Consider the following 17,688-nt stretch of genomic DNA (forward strand, 5'->3'; position numbering starts at 1 on the left):
CGGCGCCGCTGGCGGCGCTCACGTCCGCGCGTGCCCGCTCGATCGCATCCCCGTCACCGAAGCCGTTGAGCATCACCTGCGCCCCCTCCCCGGCCAGCGCGCGGGCGATCGACAACCCGATGCCCGATGTCGATCCCGTCACGATCGCACTCTTTCCCTTCAGGAACATGCTGCTCGTCTCCCTCTGTCGTCCGAAATCGCCATCGACCACGCGCCCGCCGGTTGCAACCCGCGCCCCATCGCGCGCATTCATGCCGGGACAGCAACGATCGAACCTGGGGGAAGGCGCCATGCGGCTCGACGATTATGATCCGGACATCAATGTCGGCGAGGCGCGCGGGGGCGGCGGCCTGGGCGGTGGCGGTGGCGGGGGCGGCTTGCTGCTGGGACTGCTGCCGCTGATCGGCAGCCGCTTCGGTTGCGGGGGGATCGTCGTGGTCCTGATCCTGCTCGCGGTCTTCGGCGGGCTCGGCAATCTCGGTTCGCTGCTCGGCGGCGGATCGGCGCCGACGACCCAGATCGGTCAGTCCGCCGGTGCCGGTGCCGGCGGCCGCGAGGATACCAAAGCGATATGCGAGGCAAGCCCGGCGCGGCGCACCACCTGTCAGGCGTTCAGCAGCGCGCAGAAGACGTGGGAGCAGCTTTTCGCGCGATCGAACGAGCGCTTCGCGCCGCCCGCGCTGCGCTTCTTCAGCGGTTCCGGCACCTCGGGCTGCGGCGCGGCGATGTCGGCGATGGGGCCGTTCTATTGTCCGACCGATCAGGGGATCTACCTCGACACCGAATTTTTCGACGAGTTGCAGAACCGGTTCAAGGCACCCGGTGATTTCGCGCAATATTATGTCGTCGCCCATGAATTCGGTCATCACATACAGAATCTGCTCGGCACGTCGTCGCAGGTGCAGCAGGCACAGGCGCGGGCCAGCCGCGCGGAAGGCAATGCGCTGTCGGTAAAGCTCGAGCTGCAGGCGGATTGCTATGCCGGCGTATGGGCGGCGGCCAACCGCGATCGTCTCGATCCCGGCGACGTCGAGGAAGGAATGCGCGCCGCCCAGGCGATCGGCGACGACACGCTGCAACGCGAAGCGCAAGGGCGCGTGGTGCCCGACAGCTTCACGCACGGCACCTCGGCGCAGCGGCAGGAATGGCTACGGCGCGGCATGCAGAGCGGCGATCCCGCAGCCTGCGACACCTTCTCCGGCGCGGTGTGATCCGCGCCGCCATTCGGGCGGCCCCTCGAAGCGCGCACGAAAAAGGGCCCGGGTGTCACCACCCGGGCCCTTTCCGATCACGCGGGGATCACCACAACACCCGCGTTCACCGCACTCCGGTCAGTACGTACCGGAGAAGCTGCGATTGAGGTTCGTCCCGCCGGTGGCCGAGCCCGTGTCATTACCCGACGTCGCGCCCGAGGCCGACGTGCCGGTGGACGCGCCGGTGCTGCGATCACGATCGTTACCGGTACGATCGCCATAGCCGAACATCGCCTGGCTGTTCTCTTCATTGCGCCAATGCTGCTTGGCCTCGTCGGCGGTCTTGGACAACGTCACCTTCTTGTCCTCGACGCTCTTGATCCAGCTCGACGGAATCGAATGGTGCTGGCCGCCGGCATCCGGATCGTTCTTGGTCAGCAGGATACGGTCGCCGCGTACCTTGTCGACGGTGCCGACATGGCTGCCGTCCGAACCGAGTACCTCGGCATGCTCCTGCACCTTGTTCAGCGAATCGCGCTGGGTCTGGCGATTGCTGCGCCAGGACGAGAATTCATTCTCGAACTTCGAGCGGTTTTCCTGCCGGTATTCGTGATAGTCGCGATCGAGCGCCGCGATCTGGCCCGAGCGCCAGGAGTGATAGTCGCCGTCGCTGTGCGACCCGCCCTGCTGGTTGTAATAACGATCGTCGTAGCGGCTATCCATCTCGCGACGGCGTTCGGCATCCTCGTCGCCGAACCACGAGCGCACCTCGTCACCGGCACGTGCCAGGAAGCCCCGGTCGTCATAGTCGTAGCCCTGCGGCTGACGGCCATAGGATTGGCCGCGATCACGGTGCTGGTCGCGATCGCCGCGCTGCCGCGCATTGTCGTCGTCCCAGTGGCGGCGTGCGCCGACATCCTCGAAGCGACGACCGTCGGAGGCGTAGCTGCCGTGATATTCGTCACCACGTGCATAGTTCGACTGGTTCGATGCGCCATACGAGCCCTGCCGCCCGTACTGGCCATAACGATCGTCGCCGCCACGGCCGTAGGCGCCGTAACGATCGCCCGTCTCTTCGCGACGGCCATAACCGCGACCGCCATCGCGATCGTCGCGTCCATAGTCCGACTGGCCATAGCTGTCGCGGCCGTAACCGCCGCGATCCCGGCTGCCATAAGCGTCGCGTGCGTAGCCGCCACGATCATCGTCGCGGTCGCGATCGAAACGTCCGGCGCTCTCATAGTCACGCGCGCTGGAGTAGCTGTAGGAACGACCCGATCCGTAATCGCGCCCGTAATCCTGGGTTTCGCCGCGATTATAATAGTCGCCCTGCGGGTTGCCGCCGCGGGGATTGCGTTCGTAGGCCATCACGTCCTCCTGCTTCAAACGCCTGCGCACGGCCTGTCTGCCGCGTCACAAGTGTACGGTTAAGGATCGAGCCCGGCATTCGTTCCTGTCGTTACGCGGCAGCAACGGGCGTCCGTCGCGTCCGTCGAACGACTGGGCCGCGTCCCACCTGCAAGGAAAATCGCGCCGGGTGACTTGAGGGGTGTTGCATCGGCCGGATGCGCCCGCTAATGGCGGCGCTCCCCGACGACGTCGGGATGCCGGGCGGGGCTGTAGCTCAGATGGGAGAGCGCTGCAATCGCACTGCAGAGGTCAGGGGTTCGATTCCCCTCAGCTCCACCAGCCCGCCATTTTCCGCCTCGCGCCGCCCGTTATCGATTGCGTGATACCGATCCGCGGTGTCGCCCGCACGCATCATGCGGCGGGCTTGCCCTGCGTCACGCGGCACGTGATGATGCCGCAACGTAGGAGAGGATCATGCGTCTCGTCACTGGCGGGACGCCGGGCGGTGCCCGTGCGATCCGAAAGGGACAGCCGATGATCGATCGCAGCTTCAATGACAGTCACTTCGGCGACGACGGCGCGTTGCCGGAGGCGATCCCCGCGGCGACGCTGGTGGTGTTCCGCGACATGCCGTCCGGGGCGCCGCAACTGCTGATGGTGGAGCGGGCGAAGGCGATGGCCTTTGCCGCCGGTGCGATGGTCTTCCCCGGCGGGCGGATCGATCCGGGCGACCACCTGCTGGCCAGCGCGTTGGGCGGCGGAGAGGATCTTGCCGCCCGGATCGGCGCGGTACGCGAGACGATCGAGGAGGCCGGCTTGCCCGTCGGGCTGGCGGATATGCCCGGCACCGCGGCCCTGGACCATATGCGGGCGGCGCTGCACGAAGGCCGGCCCTTCGGCGAGGTGCTGGCGGAGGCAGGCACCACGCTGGCGCTCGATCAACTGGTGCCATTCGCACGCTGGCGCCCGGCCCACCGCCATATGCGGATCTTCGACACCCGATTCTTCCTCGCGCGCCTGCCCGCCGATGCGCCGTCCGCGACCGTCGACCAGACGGAGAATGTCCGGCTCGTCTGGGCGACCGCGCAGCATATGCTCGACGAGGCCGACGCGGGGCGGCTGGCGGTCATCTTCCCCACGCGGCGCAACCTCGAACGGCTGGCGCAGTTCGACAGTTTCGAGTCCGCCGCGGCGCATGCCCGCGCGACGCCGCAACGAACCGTGACGCCGTGGCCCGAAACCCGCGACGGCGAGGCGTATCTCTGCATACCCGAGGATCTCGGTTATCCGGTGACTTCGGAGCGGCTGGACAATGCCATGCGCGGTTGATGCGCGCCGTCCGTCACACGATCGGCTGGATGGTCGCGCTTTCGATCGTCGCGATCGCCGCGCTGGTCGGATGGGGTTATCTGCGTGGTCGGCCACAGGACCTGCCATGGACCGCGCTCGACCTGGGCCAGCCGGTGGGGCTGTTCACCGGCCGCAAACTGACCGCGCTGGTCGATGAGCCGGCGCGCTGTCGCGCACTGCTCGATCGGGCCGGCGTCGCCTATACCGCCTTGCCCGCGCGGCGGCCGGCCGGCGAAGGGTCCTGCGGCTATGACGAGGCCATCCGGTTGGCCGATCGCGGCGCACGGAGGATCGCCTTCACGCCATCGTCACCGGGGACGTCCTGCGCGGTCGCGGCGGCGCTGGCCATGTGGGAGTGGAATGTCGTCGCCCCGGCGGCGCAACGCTATTTCGGCCAGCGCGTCACCCGCATCGAGCATTTCGGCAGCTATGCCTGCCGCCGCCTGTACGGCCGCGACGCCGGATCATGGAGCGAGCATGCCACCGCCAATGCGATCGACATCGCGGGCTTCCGCCTGGCCGACGGCCGACGCATCAGCATCGTCGGGGACTGGCGCGACGAAGGCGACAAGGCCGCGTTCCTGCGCACGGTGCGCGACGGCGCGTGCGACCTGTTCGCGACGGTGCTGTCGCCGGACTATAACGAGGCACATCGCGACCATCTGCACCTCGACCAGGCGGCGCGGGGCGCGGTCGGCGGACGGGCCTGCCGCTGAAGATATCGCACAACCACACGGCACCCGTCCCCCCGGACGGGTGCGGCCAGCCTCAATGCGGCAGCGCGGTCATATCCACCTTCTCGACCCAATAGGGGAAGAAGGCCGGCTGCCGTGAGGACCAGCCCGACGCTGTCGCGGCAGCCTCGCTGATCGACTGAAGCAGCTTGCGCCGCAGTTCGGGATGAAGCTGCGGCATCGCCGCCGCCGCGCAAAAGGCGGAAGGCAGCCACGGCCTCACCTGCGCACCGACCAACCGCTCATACAGGAAGCGATAGGCCGAGAAGCTCGTCAGCCGCCCCTGCCCCAGATCGAACGCCGTCAGCGTGATCAGCGGCGCCATGACCTGCTCGGACGCCTGCAGGCCGCTATCGCCCGGCACCAGATCGCGGATCGCCTGCAGACGTCGATAATGCTGCGCCTGCGCCCGGATGCTCGCCGCCTCTACCAGATCGCGCGACCAGCGGCCCAGCGCATCCTCGCGATCCAGCCCGACGTCGAGGCTGCGCCGGATATAGCGCTGCGTCGACGCGCCGAAACCGGCGAACTCCTTCATTTCCGCCAGCGTCATCGCACCTTCGGCCGGCCGTCCTCTGCTTCCCATCGTCACACCCCGCCCCACGTTGTTGCGTCGGGAGACGATGCGCCTGGTTGGTTAACGCCAGCCTTAAGCGCGCCGTCTCACCGAACAACAATCGATCACGGACTGTGCCGCACCGCAACATCGATGCGACGAAACGATGACATAGGAAGGAAATGCATTGCCCTCTGCGGCAATCAGGCAACATCGCAACAGAGGGCGGTCCGTCACCCGGCTCAGGCGTCGCGCTGACGCTCGGCTTCCTCGGCCGCGTTGAAGCCCGACGAAGGCGCCGGCTCGCCGCGGCCGGGCTGCGTCGCTGACACCGGATCCGACGCATCCATCGTCTCGTCCAGCGCCTCGTCGAGCTTGTCATGCGCTAGCGTGGGGTCGCGGCCCGCATCCTGGCGCGCGTCCTTGCTGCCACCGGCATTCCCGGCCGGCGTGCCGGACGAAGCAGCCTCATCATCATTCGGCGCATCGGGGGCGACCGACAGGCTGGCGATCGCCCGCTCGTCGATCGGCCGCTGATCGTTGGTCGGGTCGGTCATGTGTGTCTCCTGCGTGTCTGATGAGTAACGGGCCGACAACGTCCGGTCACTTCGCCCCGTTCCTTTCACCCCACCCGCGCTGCACCGACACGCGCTGCGCCAGCAGGGTGGCGTTGCCGAAGATCGTCATGAAGGCGATATCGGTCGCGTCGCGCCCGACCGCCACCCGCGCCATCTCTTCCGGCGTCGCCATCCCGGTCGCGTCGATCAACCGCCACGCGCCATCCAGCCACAATTCCGCGACGGCATGAAAATCGGGCGGATCGACTCCAGGCGCATAGACCGCGACGCACCGCGCCGGGATCTCCGCCGCTCGTGCCAGTGCGACGAGCACATGCGCGTAATCGCGACACACGCCGCGCCGCGCGGCGAACGTCTCCAGCGCGCCCGCCCGGCCCGCGCTGCCGTCCGCGCCATTTACGAGCGCGCCGTTCACCCAGCTCGCGAGTGCATCCGCCATGTGTCCGCCGGACAGGCCCGCGAACCGCCGCTGAACCCAGGGCTCGAAGCGATCGCTCTCACAATAGCGGCTTGGCAGCAGATAGGCGATCGTCTCCGGCGGCAGCAGCGCGACCGGGGTAGCCGCAAGCGCCGACAGGACAGTCGTCGGGCGCGAGATCGATACGGTCGCGCGATAGTCCGCGACGAGCCGCCCCTCACCACGCGCCCAGCAACGCTGCCCGATACCCTCCTCGCCCGCGACCGCGCGGATCGGATGATCGGAATGGATCGTCAGCGATTGTGTCTCCAGTCGCTGATCGGGCTGTGCGGCGACCTCGACCTGCAACAGTACGTCCGCTGGCGCCGGAAAGGCATAGTCGAGATGGGCATGAATCGTCAGTCGCATCTCGTCTTTCCCCTGCACCGGTGCCGGTGGTTCGATCGCGGCGGCAGGGCGATCGCGGACGCCCGCCCACAAAAAAGGGCCCGATGGTTGCCCATCGGACCCTTTCGGAAGCCTCACTGCGTCGCGATGATCAGTCGCGATTGCCGCCGAAAAGCCGCAGGATGAAAAGGAACATGTTGATGAAATCGAGATAGAGGCTCAGCGCCGACATCACGATCGCCTTGCCCACCATCTCCGCGCCGTAACCGGCGACCTGGAAATACAGGCTCTTGGTGCGCTGCGTGTCATAAGCGGTAAGCCCCGCGAACAGCAGCACGCCAACCAGCGAAATCACCAGACCCAGCGGACCCGACTGCACGAACAGATTGATCAGGCTGGCGACGATCAGGCCGACGAGCCCGATGATCAGGAACGTGCCGAACGCCGACAGATCACGCTTCGTGGTATAGCCATACAGGCTCAGCGCGCCGAACCCCGCCGCGGTGGCGAAGAACGCCTGCGCGATCGCAACCGGCGAATAGACGAGGAAGATCGTCGACAGCGACAGCCCCATCGTCACCGCGAAGCCCCAGAACATCAGCTTCAGCGTCGACGTCGAGAATTTGCCCTGCCCGAAGCTCATCGCGAAGACGAAGCCGAGCGGCGCCAGCGTGATGACCCAGCGCAGCGGCGTCTGGAACACCGTCGCCGCGGCTCCCGACATCGCGAACAGCAGCGCGACGATACCCGTCAGCAGCACACCGGACGCCATGTAGTTGTAGACCGACAGCATATATGACCGCAGCCCGGCGTCGAACGCCTCGGTGCGGGTGCCCGACGCGGTCCCGCCGAACGGGGCAGCGGAGGGCCGGTTATCGGACCAGTTAGCCATTATATCCTCGCTCCTTCATCCGGCCATATGCCGGATCACACGAATATCGCCCGCTCAACGCTAAAATTCAAGAAAGCGCCGGCTCGTTACGGCGGCAGACACGGTTCGTTACAGAGATTTCATTCGGCGCCGGCCGCATGACCCGGCCGAAGCCCGCCCCGGCGACCGTGCCGGGGCGGGCAGTTTCGATATCCGTGGCGCTCAGGCCTTCTTCGCGGTCAGATGTGCGCTGAGATGCTTGTTCATCTCGAACATCGACACCGACTTCTTGCCGAAGATCTTGTGCAGTTTGTCGTCGGCATTGATCTGGCGACGGTCCTTGGCGTCCTGCAGATCGTGCTTCTTGATATATTCCCAGACCTTGCTGACCACCTCGCTGCGCGGCAGATCCTTGCTGCCGACAATTTCGGCCAGATCGGCGGACGGGGTGACCGGGGCGGTAATGCCACCGCGCGCGCCGCTCGCCGGCTTGCCGGTGGCCTTCACCTTCTTCTCGGCTGACTTGGTCTCGTCCTTGCCGCGCTTTTCCGCCGACTTAGCCATTCATCTTCTCCCGTCTCCACTCAACTGGTTGCGAGCGTGCCGCCAAATGCGTCAGGACGCAACGTTCGTCGCACGAACAGTGAAAGAAGGTCATTCGCCGGCAGGCGCCCGGCGTGGCGAAATGCCCCGGACCGGTCACGGCGCTGGCTGCGCCCCGATGCCGCGACACCGGTCGGAGCAATAGCGGACCTGTTCCCAATCCCGCGCCCATTTCCGTCGCCATGCGAACGGCCGGTGGCAGCTGGCACAGATCTTTTCGGGCAAATGGGGTTTCCTGTGCGCCATCGCGCGATCGAACGGCGGCGGCGGGCGAAAGGTTGCCGCTTGCGATGGGGTGATATGGATCGTTCAGGGCCGGGCATGCCCGGAACAAACCGGAAAAATCGCCGTTATCGCGGTTCCAATCACGCCCCGCGTACATGGGAGCAAGAGGCCGTCATGACCCGTACCACGCTCAGCCTGTTCCGTCGTCCCGCGCCTGGCGCGCAGCCCCGTCGGATCAACAGCGATCCACTTGCCGGGCTTACCCCGGTCGAGCGGGCGATGGCGGAGCGTTTGGCGCAGCGTCAGGCCTGATCGTCGTCGGCGACCCAACTGGCCAGATCGGCGCTGTCGCCGATCAGTGCCAGGCCGTGTGCGATCGACGTCAATTCCCCGCCGCTCGCGATCCGCTCGGCCCCGAAACGCGCCACGAACATCGCGCGGATCGCCGGGATCAGCGACGATCCACCGGTCATGAAGACCTGATCGATCGACTCCGCATCGAGCCCGGCGCGCGTCATCGCGCGATCAAGGGCGGCATCGATCCGTGCAAGATCGTCCGCGATCCATGCCTCGAACTCGGCGCGACGCACCCGCGCCTCGACGCTGATCCCTCCGCCTTCGAAACGGAACGCGGCTTCTTCCTGATCGGACAGCGCGCGTTTCAGCGTGCCGACGGCATCATACAACGGATAGCCCTGCTCATTCTCGATCAGTGCGATCAACCGCTCGATCGCCTCGGGCTGTTCGGCATCGCGGTGCAGCTTTCGCAACTCGTCCAGCGTGCGGCGATTGCGCATCATCGCGAGCCGCGACCAATCGCTGACATCGGCGAAATACCCGCCGGGCACTTCGAGCCGTTTGCCGAAGGAGCGATAATAGGTGCCCTTGCCGAGCAACGGAGCGACCAGCTTGTTGACGATACGCTGGTCGAAACGGTCGCCAGCGATCCCCACGCCCGCCGCCGCCAGCGGAACGCAACGCCGCGCCGCGCCCGGCTCCGCGACGCGCACGACCGAGAAATCGGTCGTTCCGCCTCCGAAGTCCGCCACCAGGATCGTCGCTGCGCGCGTCAGCCGCGTCGCATAGCTATGGGCCGCGCCGAGCGGTTCGTACACATAGTGCACCTCCGTCCCGAATTCTCGCAGCATCAGGTCATAACGCTGGCGTGCCAGCGCCGCGTCGGCGCGCGCACCCGCGAAGGCGACCGGGCGTCCGACGATGACACGCCTCGACCGGTGGTCGAGCGCCCCGCCGGCATGCCGCACCAGCTTTTGCAGCAACAGGCGGCCCAGATCCTCGAACCGGAACGGTTTGTTGAAGATCAGCGTGCGTTCGAACAACGGGCTGGCGGCGACCGTCTTGAACGACTGGACGAAGCGGCTGTCGAGCGGCGCCTGCAGATATTCCTCGATCGCCCACGGCCCCGCTTCGCTGGCGATGCCGTTCCAGCCCTGCTCGTCCTCCCAGAAACACAGCGCGGAGCGGAATATCGGGGATGCGCCATGGGGGCCTTGCAAATCCACCAATCCGGCCCCGCCCTGCCCGTCGGCAAGCGCGACGACGCTGTTGGTGGTGCCGAAGTCCAGCCCCAGGGCGCGTGGCGCATCGGCTTGCCGGTCGGTCATGTCATGCTCCTTCGCCGGCCGCCGCGGGCGGGCGCCTATCGCACAGCCGCCCGCCGCGGGCAATTGGAGCAACCATGGTAGCTACCCTCATTCCGGTGCTGGGCGACCAGCTGTCGCTGGATCTGTCAGCGCTGCGCGACATCGATCCCGGCGACGCCACGATCGTGATGATGGAAGTCGCGGAGGAGACTGGCTACGTCCGGCATCACCAGACCAAATTGGCCTATATCCTGTCCGCCATGCGCCACCATGCCGAGGCGCTGCGCTCGGCCGGATGGCAGGTCGATTACGTGCGACTCGACGACCCGGACAACAGCGGCCATTTCACGGGTGAGCTGGCGCGCGCGATCGAGCGGCACCAACCCAAGCGGATCATTGTCACCGAAGCGGGCGAATGGCGCGTCGCCGCGATGCTGGACAGCTGGCAAACCCTGTTCGGGATCGACGTGGAGATCCGCGCCGACACACGCTTCCTGTGCGGCCATGCCGAATTCGATCGCTGGGCGGAGGGGCGCAAGCAACTGACGATGGAGTTCTTCTATCGCCAGATGCGCGCGGAGACGGGGCTATTGATGGACGCCGGCAAGCCGGTCGGCGGCCAATGGAATTACGACAGGGAAAACCGCAAGCCGGCCTCCCGCGACCTGATGATGCCGCGCCCTCTATCGTTCGCGCCCGATGCGATCACGCGGGAAGTGATCGCGCTGGTCAAACGGCGGTTCGGCCACCATCCGGGCAAGCTGGACGACGATTTCGCTTATGCCGTCACCGCTGGCGACGCGGAACGCCAGGCGGCGCATTTCCTGCGCCACGCACTGCCGTCGTTCGGTGATTACGAGGATGCGATGCTGACCGACGAACCGCATCTGTGGCACTCGATCCTGTCACCCTATATCAACTCCGGCCTGCTCGACCCGCTTGACCTGTGTCGTCGGGCGGAAGCGGAATATCGCGCCGGGCGGGCGCCGCTCAACTCCGTCGAGGGCTATATTCGCCAGATCATCGGCTGGCGCGAATATATGCGCGGCATCTACTGGCGGGAGGGGCCCGATTACGTCGATCGAAACTTCCTTCGCCATCGGCGCCCGCTGCCCGGTTTCTACTGGACCGGCGACACCGATCTGCACTGCCTGTCGCAGGCTTTGAAGCAGACGCTGGATACCGCCCATGCCCATCATATCCAGCGACTGATGGTGACCGGCAATTTCGCGCTGCTGATCGGGGCCGACCCCAAACTGGTGCACCAATGGTATCTCGAAATCTATCTCGATGCCTATGAATGGGTCGAATTGCCCAACACGCTGGGGATGAGCCAGTTCGGTGACGGCGGTTTGCTGGGATCCAAGCCGTACATTTCGGCGGGCGCCTATATCAATCGCATGTCCGATTATTGCGGGCAGTGCCGCTACAAGGTGTCGCAGCGGGTCGGCGACGACGCCTGCCCGTTCAACGCGCTCTATTGGGACTTTCTTGCCCGGCACCGCGACCGGCTGGCGGGCAATAACCGGCTGGCGATGCCCTATCGTAACTGGGAGCGGATGCCGGCGGCGGATCGGGCCGCCATCAGGCGCCAGGCGTCCGATTTTCTGGCGCGGCTCGACGCCGGGGACCGGCCGGACGAGTGATCGTCCATCCATCCGCTGCAAGACGATATGGTTGAACCGCACCAGACAATCGGCGCAAAGATACCAGGAACGGGTTAATCTATTATAGGTTTTACTCCGGATCGGCCGCATGGTGCCGTCGATCGCGGAGACGAACCGCGTGGACTCGCCCGTGCCCAGTTGGGATCGCCATCCCCCGACCCACCACCGCCGTGCGCTGGGCGTATGTCGACACATTGGCCGATCGACACCGCCCCACATGACGGCGCGAGCGCGGTCCGCGCACCGTTTCGCCGCAACGCGCCCGTAGGGCGAGATCCTTTTTCGGAGATCGATGATGAACGAGCATGAGTGGCGCGGTGGTGCGCATTGTGTCGGGGGAAAGATCGAAAAGGCGATCGGCTGGCTGATCCACCGCCGTCGCGATTAAGCGCTCGCCGTGGCAACATCCCTGAAATCGCTGCGGGAAACCGTAGATCTCCGCCACCTGCGCCAGATCATCGCGGGGTTGGACGAAGGCGTCATCCTGATCGATCCTGACCAGACGCTGTTGTGGGCCAACGATGCCGCACTGGCGATGCACGGGGTCCGGCAGATCGGGGAGCTTGGTGCGACCGTCGACGAATATCGCGCGCGCTTCCAACTGCGTTACCGCAACAATCACCGGCTCGATAAAAATGATTATCCGATCGAGCGGGTGGTGGCCGGTGACTGCTTTTCGGAAGTGGTCGTCGAGGTGATCGCTGCCGGCGACGAGGAACCGCGCTGGGTTCATCAAGTCCGCAGCCTGGTGCTCAACGATCGCGACGATGACGAGCCGTCGTGCGTGGTGCTGGTGATCCAGGACGTCACCGCGCAATATCAGGCGGAGGATCGCTTCGAACAATCGTTCAATGCCAATCCGGCGCCGGCGATCATCTGTCGGTTGGCCGACCTGCGCTTCGTGAAGGTCAATCAGGGCTTTCTGGAGATGACCGGGTACAACCGCGACGAAGTGCTGTGCAGGACGGTGTACGACATCGACGTGCTGGGCGGTGCGGAGCGCCGGGATCTCGCCAAGGAGCGTCTCGCGGAGGGACGGACGATCCCGCAGATGGAAGCGGAATTGACGTTGCCCGGCGGCGGCACGAAACTGGTGATCGTCGCCGGCCAGCCGATCGACATGGGCGACCAGCCGTGCATGCTGTTCAGCTTCGCCGACCTTGAACCGCGGCGAAAGGCGGAGTCGGCGCTTCGGCACAGCGAGGAACGCTTCACGCGGACCTTCCAGATGGCGCCGGTGCCGATGGCGATCGGCGCCCGCGACGGGCATCGGCTGTACGAGGTCAACGCCAGCTTCACCGCGCTGACCGGCTATGGCCCGACCGAAATCATCGGCCGCTCGCTCGCCGAGGTGGGGCTGTGGGCCGTCGACGCCGCGCGTGAGAGCATCGAGACGGCAATCGCCGACGGGCATGATCTGCGCGCGCTGGAAGCGCGCATCAGCGTCAAGGACGATGGCTGCGTCGACTGTCTGGTTTCCACCGAGGCGATCATGCTGGGGGACGATGCCTGCGTCCTGTGGGCATTTCAGGACATCACCCAGCGGAAGGCGACCGAACTGGAACTGGTCGGCGCGATCGAGGCGGTGATGAAGGACACCAGCTGGTTCAGCCGCTCGATCATGGACAAGCTCGCGCGGTTGCGCGCGCCCCGGCAAGAGGAAGGCGCAGGTATCGATGACCTCACCGCGCGGGAGCGCGAGGTGCTGGCGCACATCTGCCGTGGGCTGGACGACAAGAGCATCGCCCGCTCGCTGGGCGTGTCGGGCAATACCGTGCGCAACCATGTTGCACGCATCTACGCCAAGATCGGCGTCAATCGCCGCACCGCCGCCGCCGCCTGGGCCCATGCGCGCGGCTTCGATGGCGATCTGCTGACGATCGGGCGACGAGAGGGAACGCCATGACCAACGACAATAAGGCGGAGCCGTCGCGCGTCCGGCGCGGCAAGCGTGCCGCCCGCGAAACGATCGGCAAGCTGATCGGCGATGACGCCGGGGCGGCCAAGGGTCGCAAGGAGCAACAGGCAAGTTCGAACACGCCGGACAGCCAGACATCGAGACGCCCGGACGCAGGAAAGCACAAGTGATGATGGTAGTCACCGTCTCACCCGGAATAGTCGCCGCTGGCGATCCGGTCGTCGCCGTGCCTCCACGGCGCTTGTCCTGGGGTGCCGTCTTGGCGGGGGTCATGCTGGCGGTGGCGATACAATTGCTGCCCGGCATCCTCGGCCCGGGCGTCGGGCTGTCGATGGTCGACCCGGTTGAGGAGACGACACTGGGAGCCACCGGCTTCGGTATCGGCGCCAGCACCTCATTCCTGCTCGTGCTCGCGCTGCTCGCCGGAGCTGGCGCAGCCGCCTTTGGCGCAACGACGGCAACCCGCCGTCGCCCGCGCTGAGTACCGTGGCGGGCCAGCGTATCCGGCCCGCCACACCCCCAAGGACATGGGAAAGGACAAGATATGACCCGCAAGTTCATTCTGACGACCGCTCTGGGCGCGATGCTCGCGCTGGCGGCGTGCAACACCGTCAATGGCGCTGGCGAGGATCTGCAATCCGCTGGCGGCGCGGTATCCGATGCATCGGGCGAGAATGCGAAGAAATAATCTGAGAAATGACCTGACGGGGCCGGCCCACACCGGCCCCGTTTTCGCGAGCGCGGCGGATCGTACCGCCACCCCCGGCCGTTGTGCCCGCGGACATATGGGAGAGCGATCATGGATGCCGACGACACCCGGGACTCGCTCGTCGAACACCCCGCTGCAAAAGAGCCGCGCCGTGCCGGGCTGGTCTATCTCGCCTTTCTGCTGGTCGTGACGATGGGGATTCTGATTTACGTCAGCGGACTGTTCGACCGGACCGGATGACGGCATCGCCGCCGGCGCGATGCGCGCCGCTTGCCGGATCGCCCCCGGGTCGAGCATAGTCGCCGCGAGGAGATGATCGCTTGATGACCTTTGACGACGTGGTGCTCGGGCGCCGCAGCATCCGGGGCTACAAGCCCGAACCCGTGCCGCAATCGTTGATCGAGGAGATCATCGCGCTGGCGCTGCGTGCCCCGTCATCGATGAACAGCCAGCCCTGGAATTTCTATGTCGTCACCGGCGAGCCGCTCGAACGGATCCGCCAGGGCAATACCGAACGGATGCTGGCAGGCGTGCCGCAGTCCCGCGAGTTCCGCACCGGCAACGCCTTTACCGAACATCATCGCGAGCGGCAGGTCGATGTCGCCAAGCAATTGTTCGCGGCGATGGGAATCGCGCGGGATGACAAGGAAAAGCGTCAGGACTGGGTGATGCGCGGCTTTCGCCAGTTCGACGCGCCGGTATGCGTGATCGTCACATTTGATCGACTGCTCGACGGCAGCGACGACGCCCCGTTCGATTGCGGCGCGGTCACCAATGCGCTGGTCAATGCCGCCTGGTCGCGCGGTCTTGGCACGGTGATCAACAGCCAGGGGATCATGCAGTCGCCGGTAGTGCGTGAGCATGCCGGCATTGCGGCTGATCAGGTCATCATGAAAAGCATCGCGCTGGGCTGGCCCGATGACAGCTTTCCCGCCAACGCCGTGGTGTCGCGACGCAAATCGGTGGACGAAGCGGCGGTTTTCGTCGGCTTCGAATAAACCACGACCGCGCCCCGCCCGCGGCGCCGGATCACCCCCCCAACGCCTCGATCGCGGCGCCTAAATTGCCCGCCTGCGCCTCCAGAGCGGCGCGTGCCGCGTCAGGGGCGACGCCGCGTGCCAGCAGGATCGCAAGACGGATATCGCGGTCGGCCGCCTCCAGCGCCGCCGCCGCTGCATCGGCATCGGCGCCCGACAGGTCCGCGACCATGATCCGCGCGCGGTTCAGCAGCTTGCGGTTCGACACCCGCATCGCGACCATCCGACCTTCGTAGACGAAGCCGAGCCGGATCATGATCGCGGTGGAGAGCAGGTTCAGCACCACCTTCTGCGCGGTGCCGGCCTTCATCCGCGTCGAGCCGGCGACCACCTCGCTGCCGGTCTCCGCACAGATCGCGTGTTCGGCTGCGGTCAGCAGCACGGTGTCGCGGTTGTTCGCGATGCCGATGGTCAACGCGCCGCGCGTCCGCGCCGCCTCGATCGCGCCCAGGGTGAAGGGCGTGCGTCCGCTGGCGGCGACACCGATCACGACATCGTCATGCCCGGCCATCGCTTCATCGATCGCGACGCGACCGGCGTCGGCATCGTCCTCGGCGCCTTCGATCGCCTGCGTCATCGCGCGCAGTCCACCGGCCATCAGGAACGCCATCCGCTCGATCGGCCAACCGAACGTGGGGTGAAGCTCGGTACCGTCCTGCACCGCCAGTCGGCCCGACGTGCCCGCGCCGACGAAGATCAGCCGACCGCTGCGCCCCAGCCGCGCCGCCGCCGCCTCCGCTGCTTGCGCGATCGCGGCAGCCTGCGACTGGACGGCGGCGACCGCCGCCATCTGCCCCTCCAACATCGCCTCCACCGCCAGCGCGGTCGGCCAGCTTTCAAGGTCGCGGTAGCGAGGGGCGAGCGCTTCGGTGTTCATGGCATCTCCGGCGTCATCGAGTGGCGGGACGGGCGGCCGTGCCCGAGGGAGCGGCGCACACCGCGAAGGCGATCGCGGCGGCGAGGCACAGCTGAAAGGGAAAGGACAGCGAGCGCAAGGCGAGCGGCAGAGCCAGTGCCTCCGCCACCGCCGGCTGGAGCACCACGACGGCGACGAAACCGATCAGCAACGCCGCGATCACCGATCCGGTCGTACCGCGTGTCGTGAACAGCGCGGTGAAATAGACGCCCAGCAACCCCGCATAGGTGAACACCATCACCTGCAAGGCGAATTCCAGCAGCCCCATGCCGCTATGCCGCTGCCAGTAATAGGACACCACCGCCATGGCGAGCATCGCCACGCCGATCACTCCCATGCCGGCGCGACCGGCCTGCACATAATGGCGCTCCGCGACCGTTCCGCGCCGTTCCCGCCACGGGCGGTAGAAATCCTGCACCAGCACCGATGACATCGCATTGAGCGCCGAATTGGTCGTCGCGACCGCCGCCGCGCAAATGCCGATCGTGACCAGACCGCGCAGTCCCCCAGGCAGTTGCGTCAGGATATAGTGCATGAAGATACTGATCTTCTCCCCGCCGAAGCGGTTGCCCGCCACCGCGCCCGCCCCCCGCATCAGGTCTGGCCGGTCGTAGAAAACGTACAGCAACAGCCCGATCAGGATGAACACAGCGACCACCGGCACCGTCGCGAATACCGAAAGATACAGGCCGCGCGCGCCCGTCCTGGCATCCTCGCATGCCAATAGCCGCTGGGTCGTGTCCTGATCCATACCCGCATTGGCGATATAAAGCAGCGCCAGCCCGGTGACGACCGCCAGCATGGAAAAGGGCCGCGACGGATCGATCGAGAAGTCGAACAGCCGCAGCTTGTCGACGCCCTCCGGCGTATGCGCCAGCCCGGCGACAATCTCCGCGGTGGAGGCCGGGATCGAGAGGCGCAGGAACACCACCACCGCCAGTGCGGAGCCGAGATAGACGACGAACTGGATCAGGTCGTTCCACAGGACCGACCGCAACCCGCCGACGAAGGTGAACAGCACACTCGCGACGATCAGCAACGCCGCCGCGATCATGATCCCCGACGCCTCCACCGTCCCGGTGATGACCATCGCGAGCGCGATCGCCGCCAGATAGACCCGCGCGCCGCCAGCGAAGATCCGCCCGATCAGGAACATGCCCCCCGCCCAGCGGGTGGCGCGGATGCTGAAGCGACGGGTCAGCAACTCATAGGCGGTGGTCGCTTCGATCGCGTAGAAACGCGGAATCATCACATGCGCGACGAACACCGCACCCAGCAACGCGCCGATATTACCCGACAGATAGGTCAGGTCGCCGCGATAGCCGTAATCCGGTCCCCCCAGGAAGGTCGCGGCCGATTGCGTCGCCGACAGCACCGAAATCGCAGCGAGCCATGCCGGCACGTTGCCGCCGGCGAGGAAATAGTCATGCGCCGTCGCGGTGCTGCGCGGCGTGAAGATCCAGCCGCCGGCCAGTAGCAGCAACAAATAGGCCCCGATGACCAGCCAGTCGGCGAGCGAGAAAGGCAAGGTCATCACGGACAATATTGCCGGGATCGAAAGAGGAACCCGCG

22 protein-coding genes and 1 tRNA gene are annotated in these 17,688 nt (G+C 66.3%); 12 read left to right on the top strand and 11 right to left on the bottom strand.

The features are described from left to right. On the bottom strand, positions 1–169 hold a 169-nt coding region (locus ACFDSW_RS02790; protein ID WP_375248782.1), incomplete at its 3' end, for an SDR family NAD(P)-dependent oxidoreductase. 121 nt (positions 170–290) lie between these two features. Here ACFDSW_RS02790 and ACFDSW_RS02795 point away from each other — a divergent pair. After that, positions 291–1,211, top strand: coding sequence for a neutral zinc metallopeptidase (locus ACFDSW_RS02795; RefSeq protein ID WP_375248783.1), 921 nt, complete (start codon positions 291–293; stop codon positions 1,209–1,211). Positions 1,212–1,331: 120 nt separating this feature from the next. Here ACFDSW_RS02795 and ACFDSW_RS02800 read toward each other — a convergent pair whose 3' ends face one another. After that, positions 1,332–2,561: a DUF2171 domain-containing protein gene (locus tag ACFDSW_RS02800; RefSeq protein WP_375248751.1), complete on the bottom strand. Its 1,230-nt coding sequence runs from the start codon at positions 2,559–2,561 to the stop codon at positions 1,332–1,334. Positions 2,562–2,806: 245 nt separating this feature from the next. Here ACFDSW_RS02800 and ACFDSW_RS02805 point away from each other — a divergent pair. The 3 genes from ACFDSW_RS02805 (at position 2,807) to ACFDSW_RS02815 (ending at position 4,609) form a co-directional block, all read left to right on the top strand. Continuing rightward, a tRNA-Ala gene (locus ACFDSW_RS02805) sits at positions 2,807–2,882 on the top strand. A 288-nt stretch (positions 2,883–3,170) separates the two neighbouring features. Next, complete coding sequence (locus tag ACFDSW_RS02810; RefSeq protein WP_375248784.1) at positions 3,171–3,872, top strand: NUDIX hydrolase; 702 nt, start codon at positions 3,171–3,173, stop codon at positions 3,870–3,872. Then, a complete protein-coding gene (locus ACFDSW_RS02815) occupies positions 3,872–4,609 on the top strand; it encodes an extensin family protein (RefSeq protein WP_375248752.1) in 738 nt (245 codons plus the stop codon). The genes ACFDSW_RS02810 and ACFDSW_RS02815 overlap by 1 nt, the downstream gene beginning before the upstream one ends. Positions 4,610–4,661: 52 nt before the next feature. Here the strand turns inward: ACFDSW_RS02815 and ACFDSW_RS02820 are convergent, their stop codons facing one another. From ACFDSW_RS02820 to ACFDSW_RS02845, 6 genes are all read right to left on the bottom strand, one after another. After that, positions 4,662–5,213: a hypothetical protein gene (locus tag ACFDSW_RS02820; RefSeq protein ID WP_375248785.1), complete on the bottom strand. Its 552-nt coding sequence runs from the start codon at positions 5,211–5,213 to the stop codon at positions 4,662–4,664. Between the two features lie 212 nt (positions 5,214–5,425). Beyond that, positions 5,426–5,740, bottom strand: a complete 315-nt coding sequence (locus tag ACFDSW_RS02825) for a hypothetical protein (protein WP_375248753.1) — start codon at positions 5,738–5,740, stop codon at positions 5,426–5,428. 46 nt (positions 5,741–5,786) lie between these two features. Continuing rightward, positions 5,787–6,587, bottom strand: a complete 801-nt coding sequence (locus tag ACFDSW_RS02830) for a transglutaminase family protein (RefSeq protein WP_375248754.1) — start codon at positions 6,585–6,587, stop codon at positions 5,787–5,789. 130 nt (positions 6,588–6,717) lie between these two features. Continuing rightward, positions 6,718–7,458, bottom strand: coding sequence for a Bax inhibitor-1/YccA family protein (locus ACFDSW_RS02835; protein WP_375248755.1), 741 nt, complete (start codon positions 7,456–7,458; stop codon positions 6,718–6,720). Between the two features lie 201 nt (positions 7,459–7,659). After that, complete coding sequence (locus tag ACFDSW_RS02840) at positions 7,660–8,001, bottom strand: SWIB/MDM2 domain-containing protein (protein ID WP_375248756.1); 342 nt, start codon at positions 7,999–8,001, stop codon at positions 7,660–7,662. 135 nt (positions 8,002–8,136) lie between these two features. Continuing rightward, on the bottom strand, positions 8,137–8,286 hold the full coding sequence (locus tag ACFDSW_RS02845) for a DUF2256 domain-containing protein (protein ID WP_375248757.1): 150 nt from the start codon (positions 8,284–8,286) through the stop codon (positions 8,137–8,139). 153 nt (positions 8,287–8,439) lie between these two features. Between ACFDSW_RS02845 and ACFDSW_RS02850 the strand changes: the two genes are divergently transcribed. Further along, a complete protein-coding gene (locus ACFDSW_RS02850; RefSeq protein ID WP_375248758.1) occupies positions 8,440–8,577 on the top strand; it encodes a hypothetical protein in 138 nt (45 codons plus the stop codon). Here ACFDSW_RS02850 and ACFDSW_RS02855 read toward each other — a convergent pair. After that, positions 8,568–9,890 carry an Hsp70 family protein gene (locus ACFDSW_RS02855; protein ID WP_375248759.1) on the bottom strand — a complete coding sequence of 441 codons (1,323 nt, stop codon included), beginning with the start codon at positions 9,888–9,890 and terminating at the stop codon, positions 8,568–8,570. The two genes, ACFDSW_RS02850 and ACFDSW_RS02855, sit on opposite strands and share 10 nt — an antisense overlap. 74 nt (positions 9,891–9,964) lie before the next feature. Here ACFDSW_RS02855 and ACFDSW_RS02860 point away from each other — a divergent pair, with 74 nt between their 5' ends. The 7 genes from ACFDSW_RS02860 to ACFDSW_RS02890 all read left to right on the top strand — a co-directional run bounded on the left by ACFDSW_RS02860 (position 9,965) and on the right by ACFDSW_RS02890 (position 15,161). Further along, a complete protein-coding gene (locus ACFDSW_RS02860) occupies positions 9,965–11,515 on the top strand; it encodes a cryptochrome/photolyase family protein (RefSeq protein WP_375248760.1) in 1,551 nt (516 codons plus the stop codon). A 418-nt stretch (positions 11,516–11,933) separates the two neighbouring features. Continuing rightward, positions 11,934–13,442, top strand: coding sequence for a PAS domain S-box protein (locus ACFDSW_RS02865; protein WP_375248761.1), 1,509 nt, complete (start codon positions 11,934–11,936; stop codon positions 13,440–13,442). Continuing rightward, positions 13,439–13,624: a hypothetical protein gene (locus tag ACFDSW_RS02870; protein WP_375248762.1), complete on the top strand. Its 186-nt coding sequence runs from the start codon at positions 13,439–13,441 to the stop codon at positions 13,622–13,624. Before ACFDSW_RS02865 ends, ACFDSW_RS02870 begins: the two co-directional genes overlap by 4 nt. Further along, positions 13,621–13,935, top strand: a complete 315-nt coding sequence (locus ACFDSW_RS02875; protein WP_375248763.1) for a hypothetical protein — start codon at positions 13,621–13,623, stop codon at positions 13,933–13,935. The genes ACFDSW_RS02870 and ACFDSW_RS02875 overlap by 4 nt, the downstream gene beginning before the upstream one ends. Before the next feature lie 63 nt (positions 13,936–13,998). Further along, positions 13,999–14,142 carry an entericidin A/B family lipoprotein gene (locus tag ACFDSW_RS02880; RefSeq protein ID WP_375248764.1) on the top strand — a complete coding sequence of 48 codons (144 nt, stop codon included), beginning with the start codon at positions 13,999–14,001 and terminating at the stop codon, positions 14,140–14,142. 111 nt (positions 14,143–14,253) lie between these two features. Further along, on the top strand, positions 14,254–14,403 hold the full coding sequence (locus ACFDSW_RS02885) for a hypothetical protein (RefSeq protein ID WP_375248765.1): 150 nt from the start codon (positions 14,254–14,256) through the stop codon (positions 14,401–14,403). An 83-nt stretch (positions 14,404–14,486) separates the two neighbouring features. Then, positions 14,487–15,161 (top strand): nitroreductase family protein, encoded by a 675-nt coding sequence (locus ACFDSW_RS02890; protein WP_375248766.1) that lies wholly within the window; start codon positions 14,487–14,489, stop codon positions 15,159–15,161. Between the two features lie 31 nt (positions 15,162–15,192). Here ACFDSW_RS02890 and ACFDSW_RS02895 read toward each other — a convergent pair whose 3' ends face one another. Together ACFDSW_RS02895 and ACFDSW_RS02900 are read right to left on the bottom strand one after the other, a co-directional pair. Further along, positions 15,193–16,077 (bottom strand): N-acetylmuramic acid 6-phosphate etherase, encoded by an 885-nt coding sequence (locus tag ACFDSW_RS02895; protein ID WP_375248767.1) that lies wholly within the window; start codon positions 16,075–16,077, stop codon positions 15,193–15,195. Positions 16,078–16,090: 13 nt separating this feature from the next. Further along, complete coding sequence (locus ACFDSW_RS02900) at positions 16,091–17,650, bottom strand: sodium:solute symporter (RefSeq protein WP_375248768.1); 1,560 nt, start codon at positions 17,648–17,650, stop codon at positions 16,091–16,093. Positions 17,651–17,688: the final 38 nt, after the last annotated feature.

Source organism: Sphingomonas sp. (genome assembly GCF_042091075.1).
GTDB lineage: Bacteria > Pseudomonadota > Alphaproteobacteria > Sphingomonadales > Sphingomonadaceae > Sphingomonas.

Bases quoted from the DNA above. Each gene is read 5' to 3' on its own strand.
- ACFDSW_RS02800 (WP_375248751.1), bottom strand. From the start codon at position 2,561: ATGGCCTACGAACGCAATCCCCGCGGCGGCAACCCGCAGGGCGACTAT.
- ACFDSW_RS02880 (WP_375248764.1), top strand. From the start codon at position 13,999: ATGACCCGCAAGTTCATTCTGACGACCGCTCTGGGCGCGATGCTCGCG.
- ACFDSW_RS02830 (WP_375248754.1), bottom strand. From the start codon at position 6,587: ATGCGACTGACGATTCATGCCCATCTCGACTATGCCTTTCCGGCGCCA.
- ACFDSW_RS02885 (WP_375248765.1), top strand. From the start codon at position 14,254: ATGGATGCCGACGACACCCGGGACTCGCTCGTCGAACACCCCGCTGCA.
- ACFDSW_RS02825 (WP_375248753.1), bottom strand. From the start codon at position 5,740: ATGACCGACCCGACCAACGATCAGCGGCCGATCGACGAGCGGGCGATC.
- ACFDSW_RS02895 (WP_375248767.1), bottom strand. From the start codon at position 16,077: ATGAACACCGAAGCGCTCGCCCCTCGCTACCGCGACCTTGAAAGCTGG.
- ACFDSW_RS02810 (WP_375248784.1), top strand. From the start codon at position 3,171: ATGCCGTCCGGGGCGCCGCAACTGCTGATGGTGGAGCGGGCGAAGGCG.
- ACFDSW_RS02855 (WP_375248759.1), bottom strand. From the start codon at position 9,890: ATGACCGACCGGCAAGCCGATGCGCCACGCGCCCTGGGGCTGGACTTC.
- ACFDSW_RS02795 (WP_375248783.1), top strand. From the start codon at position 291: ATGCGGCTCGACGATTATGATCCGGACATCAATGTCGGCGAGGCGCGC.
- ACFDSW_RS02815 (WP_375248752.1), top strand. From the start codon at position 3,872: ATGCGCGCCGTCCGTCACACGATCGGCTGGATGGTCGCGCTTTCGATC.
- ACFDSW_RS02850 (WP_375248758.1), top strand. From the start codon at position 8,440: ATGACCCGTACCACGCTCAGCCTGTTCCGTCGTCCCGCGCCTGGCGCG.
- ACFDSW_RS02870 (WP_375248762.1), top strand. From the start codon at position 13,439: ATGACCAACGACAATAAGGCGGAGCCGTCGCGCGTCCGGCGCGGCAAG.
- ACFDSW_RS02840 (WP_375248756.1), bottom strand. From the start codon at position 8,001: ATGGCTAAGTCGGCGGAAAAGCGCGGCAAGGACGAGACCAAGTCAGCC.
- ACFDSW_RS02890 (WP_375248766.1), top strand. From the start codon at position 14,487: ATGACCTTTGACGACGTGGTGCTCGGGCGCCGCAGCATCCGGGGCTAC.
- ACFDSW_RS02845 (WP_375248757.1), bottom strand. From the start codon at position 8,286: ATGGCGCACAGGAAACCCCATTTGCCCGAAAAGATCTGTGCCAGCTGC.
- ACFDSW_RS02835 (WP_375248755.1), bottom strand. From the start codon at position 7,458: ATGGCTAACTGGTCCGATAACCGGCCCTCCGCTGCCCCGTTCGGCGGG.
- ACFDSW_RS02860 (WP_375248760.1), top strand. From the start codon at position 9,965: ATGGTAGCTACCCTCATTCCGGTGCTGGGCGACCAGCTGTCGCTGGAT.
- ACFDSW_RS02900 (WP_375248768.1), bottom strand. From the start codon at position 17,650: ATGACCTTGCCTTTCTCGCTCGCCGACTGGCTGGTCATCGGGGCCTAT.
- ACFDSW_RS02820 (WP_375248785.1), bottom strand. From the start codon at position 5,213: ATGGGAAGCAGAGGACGGCCGGCCGAAGGTGCGATGACGCTGGCGGAA.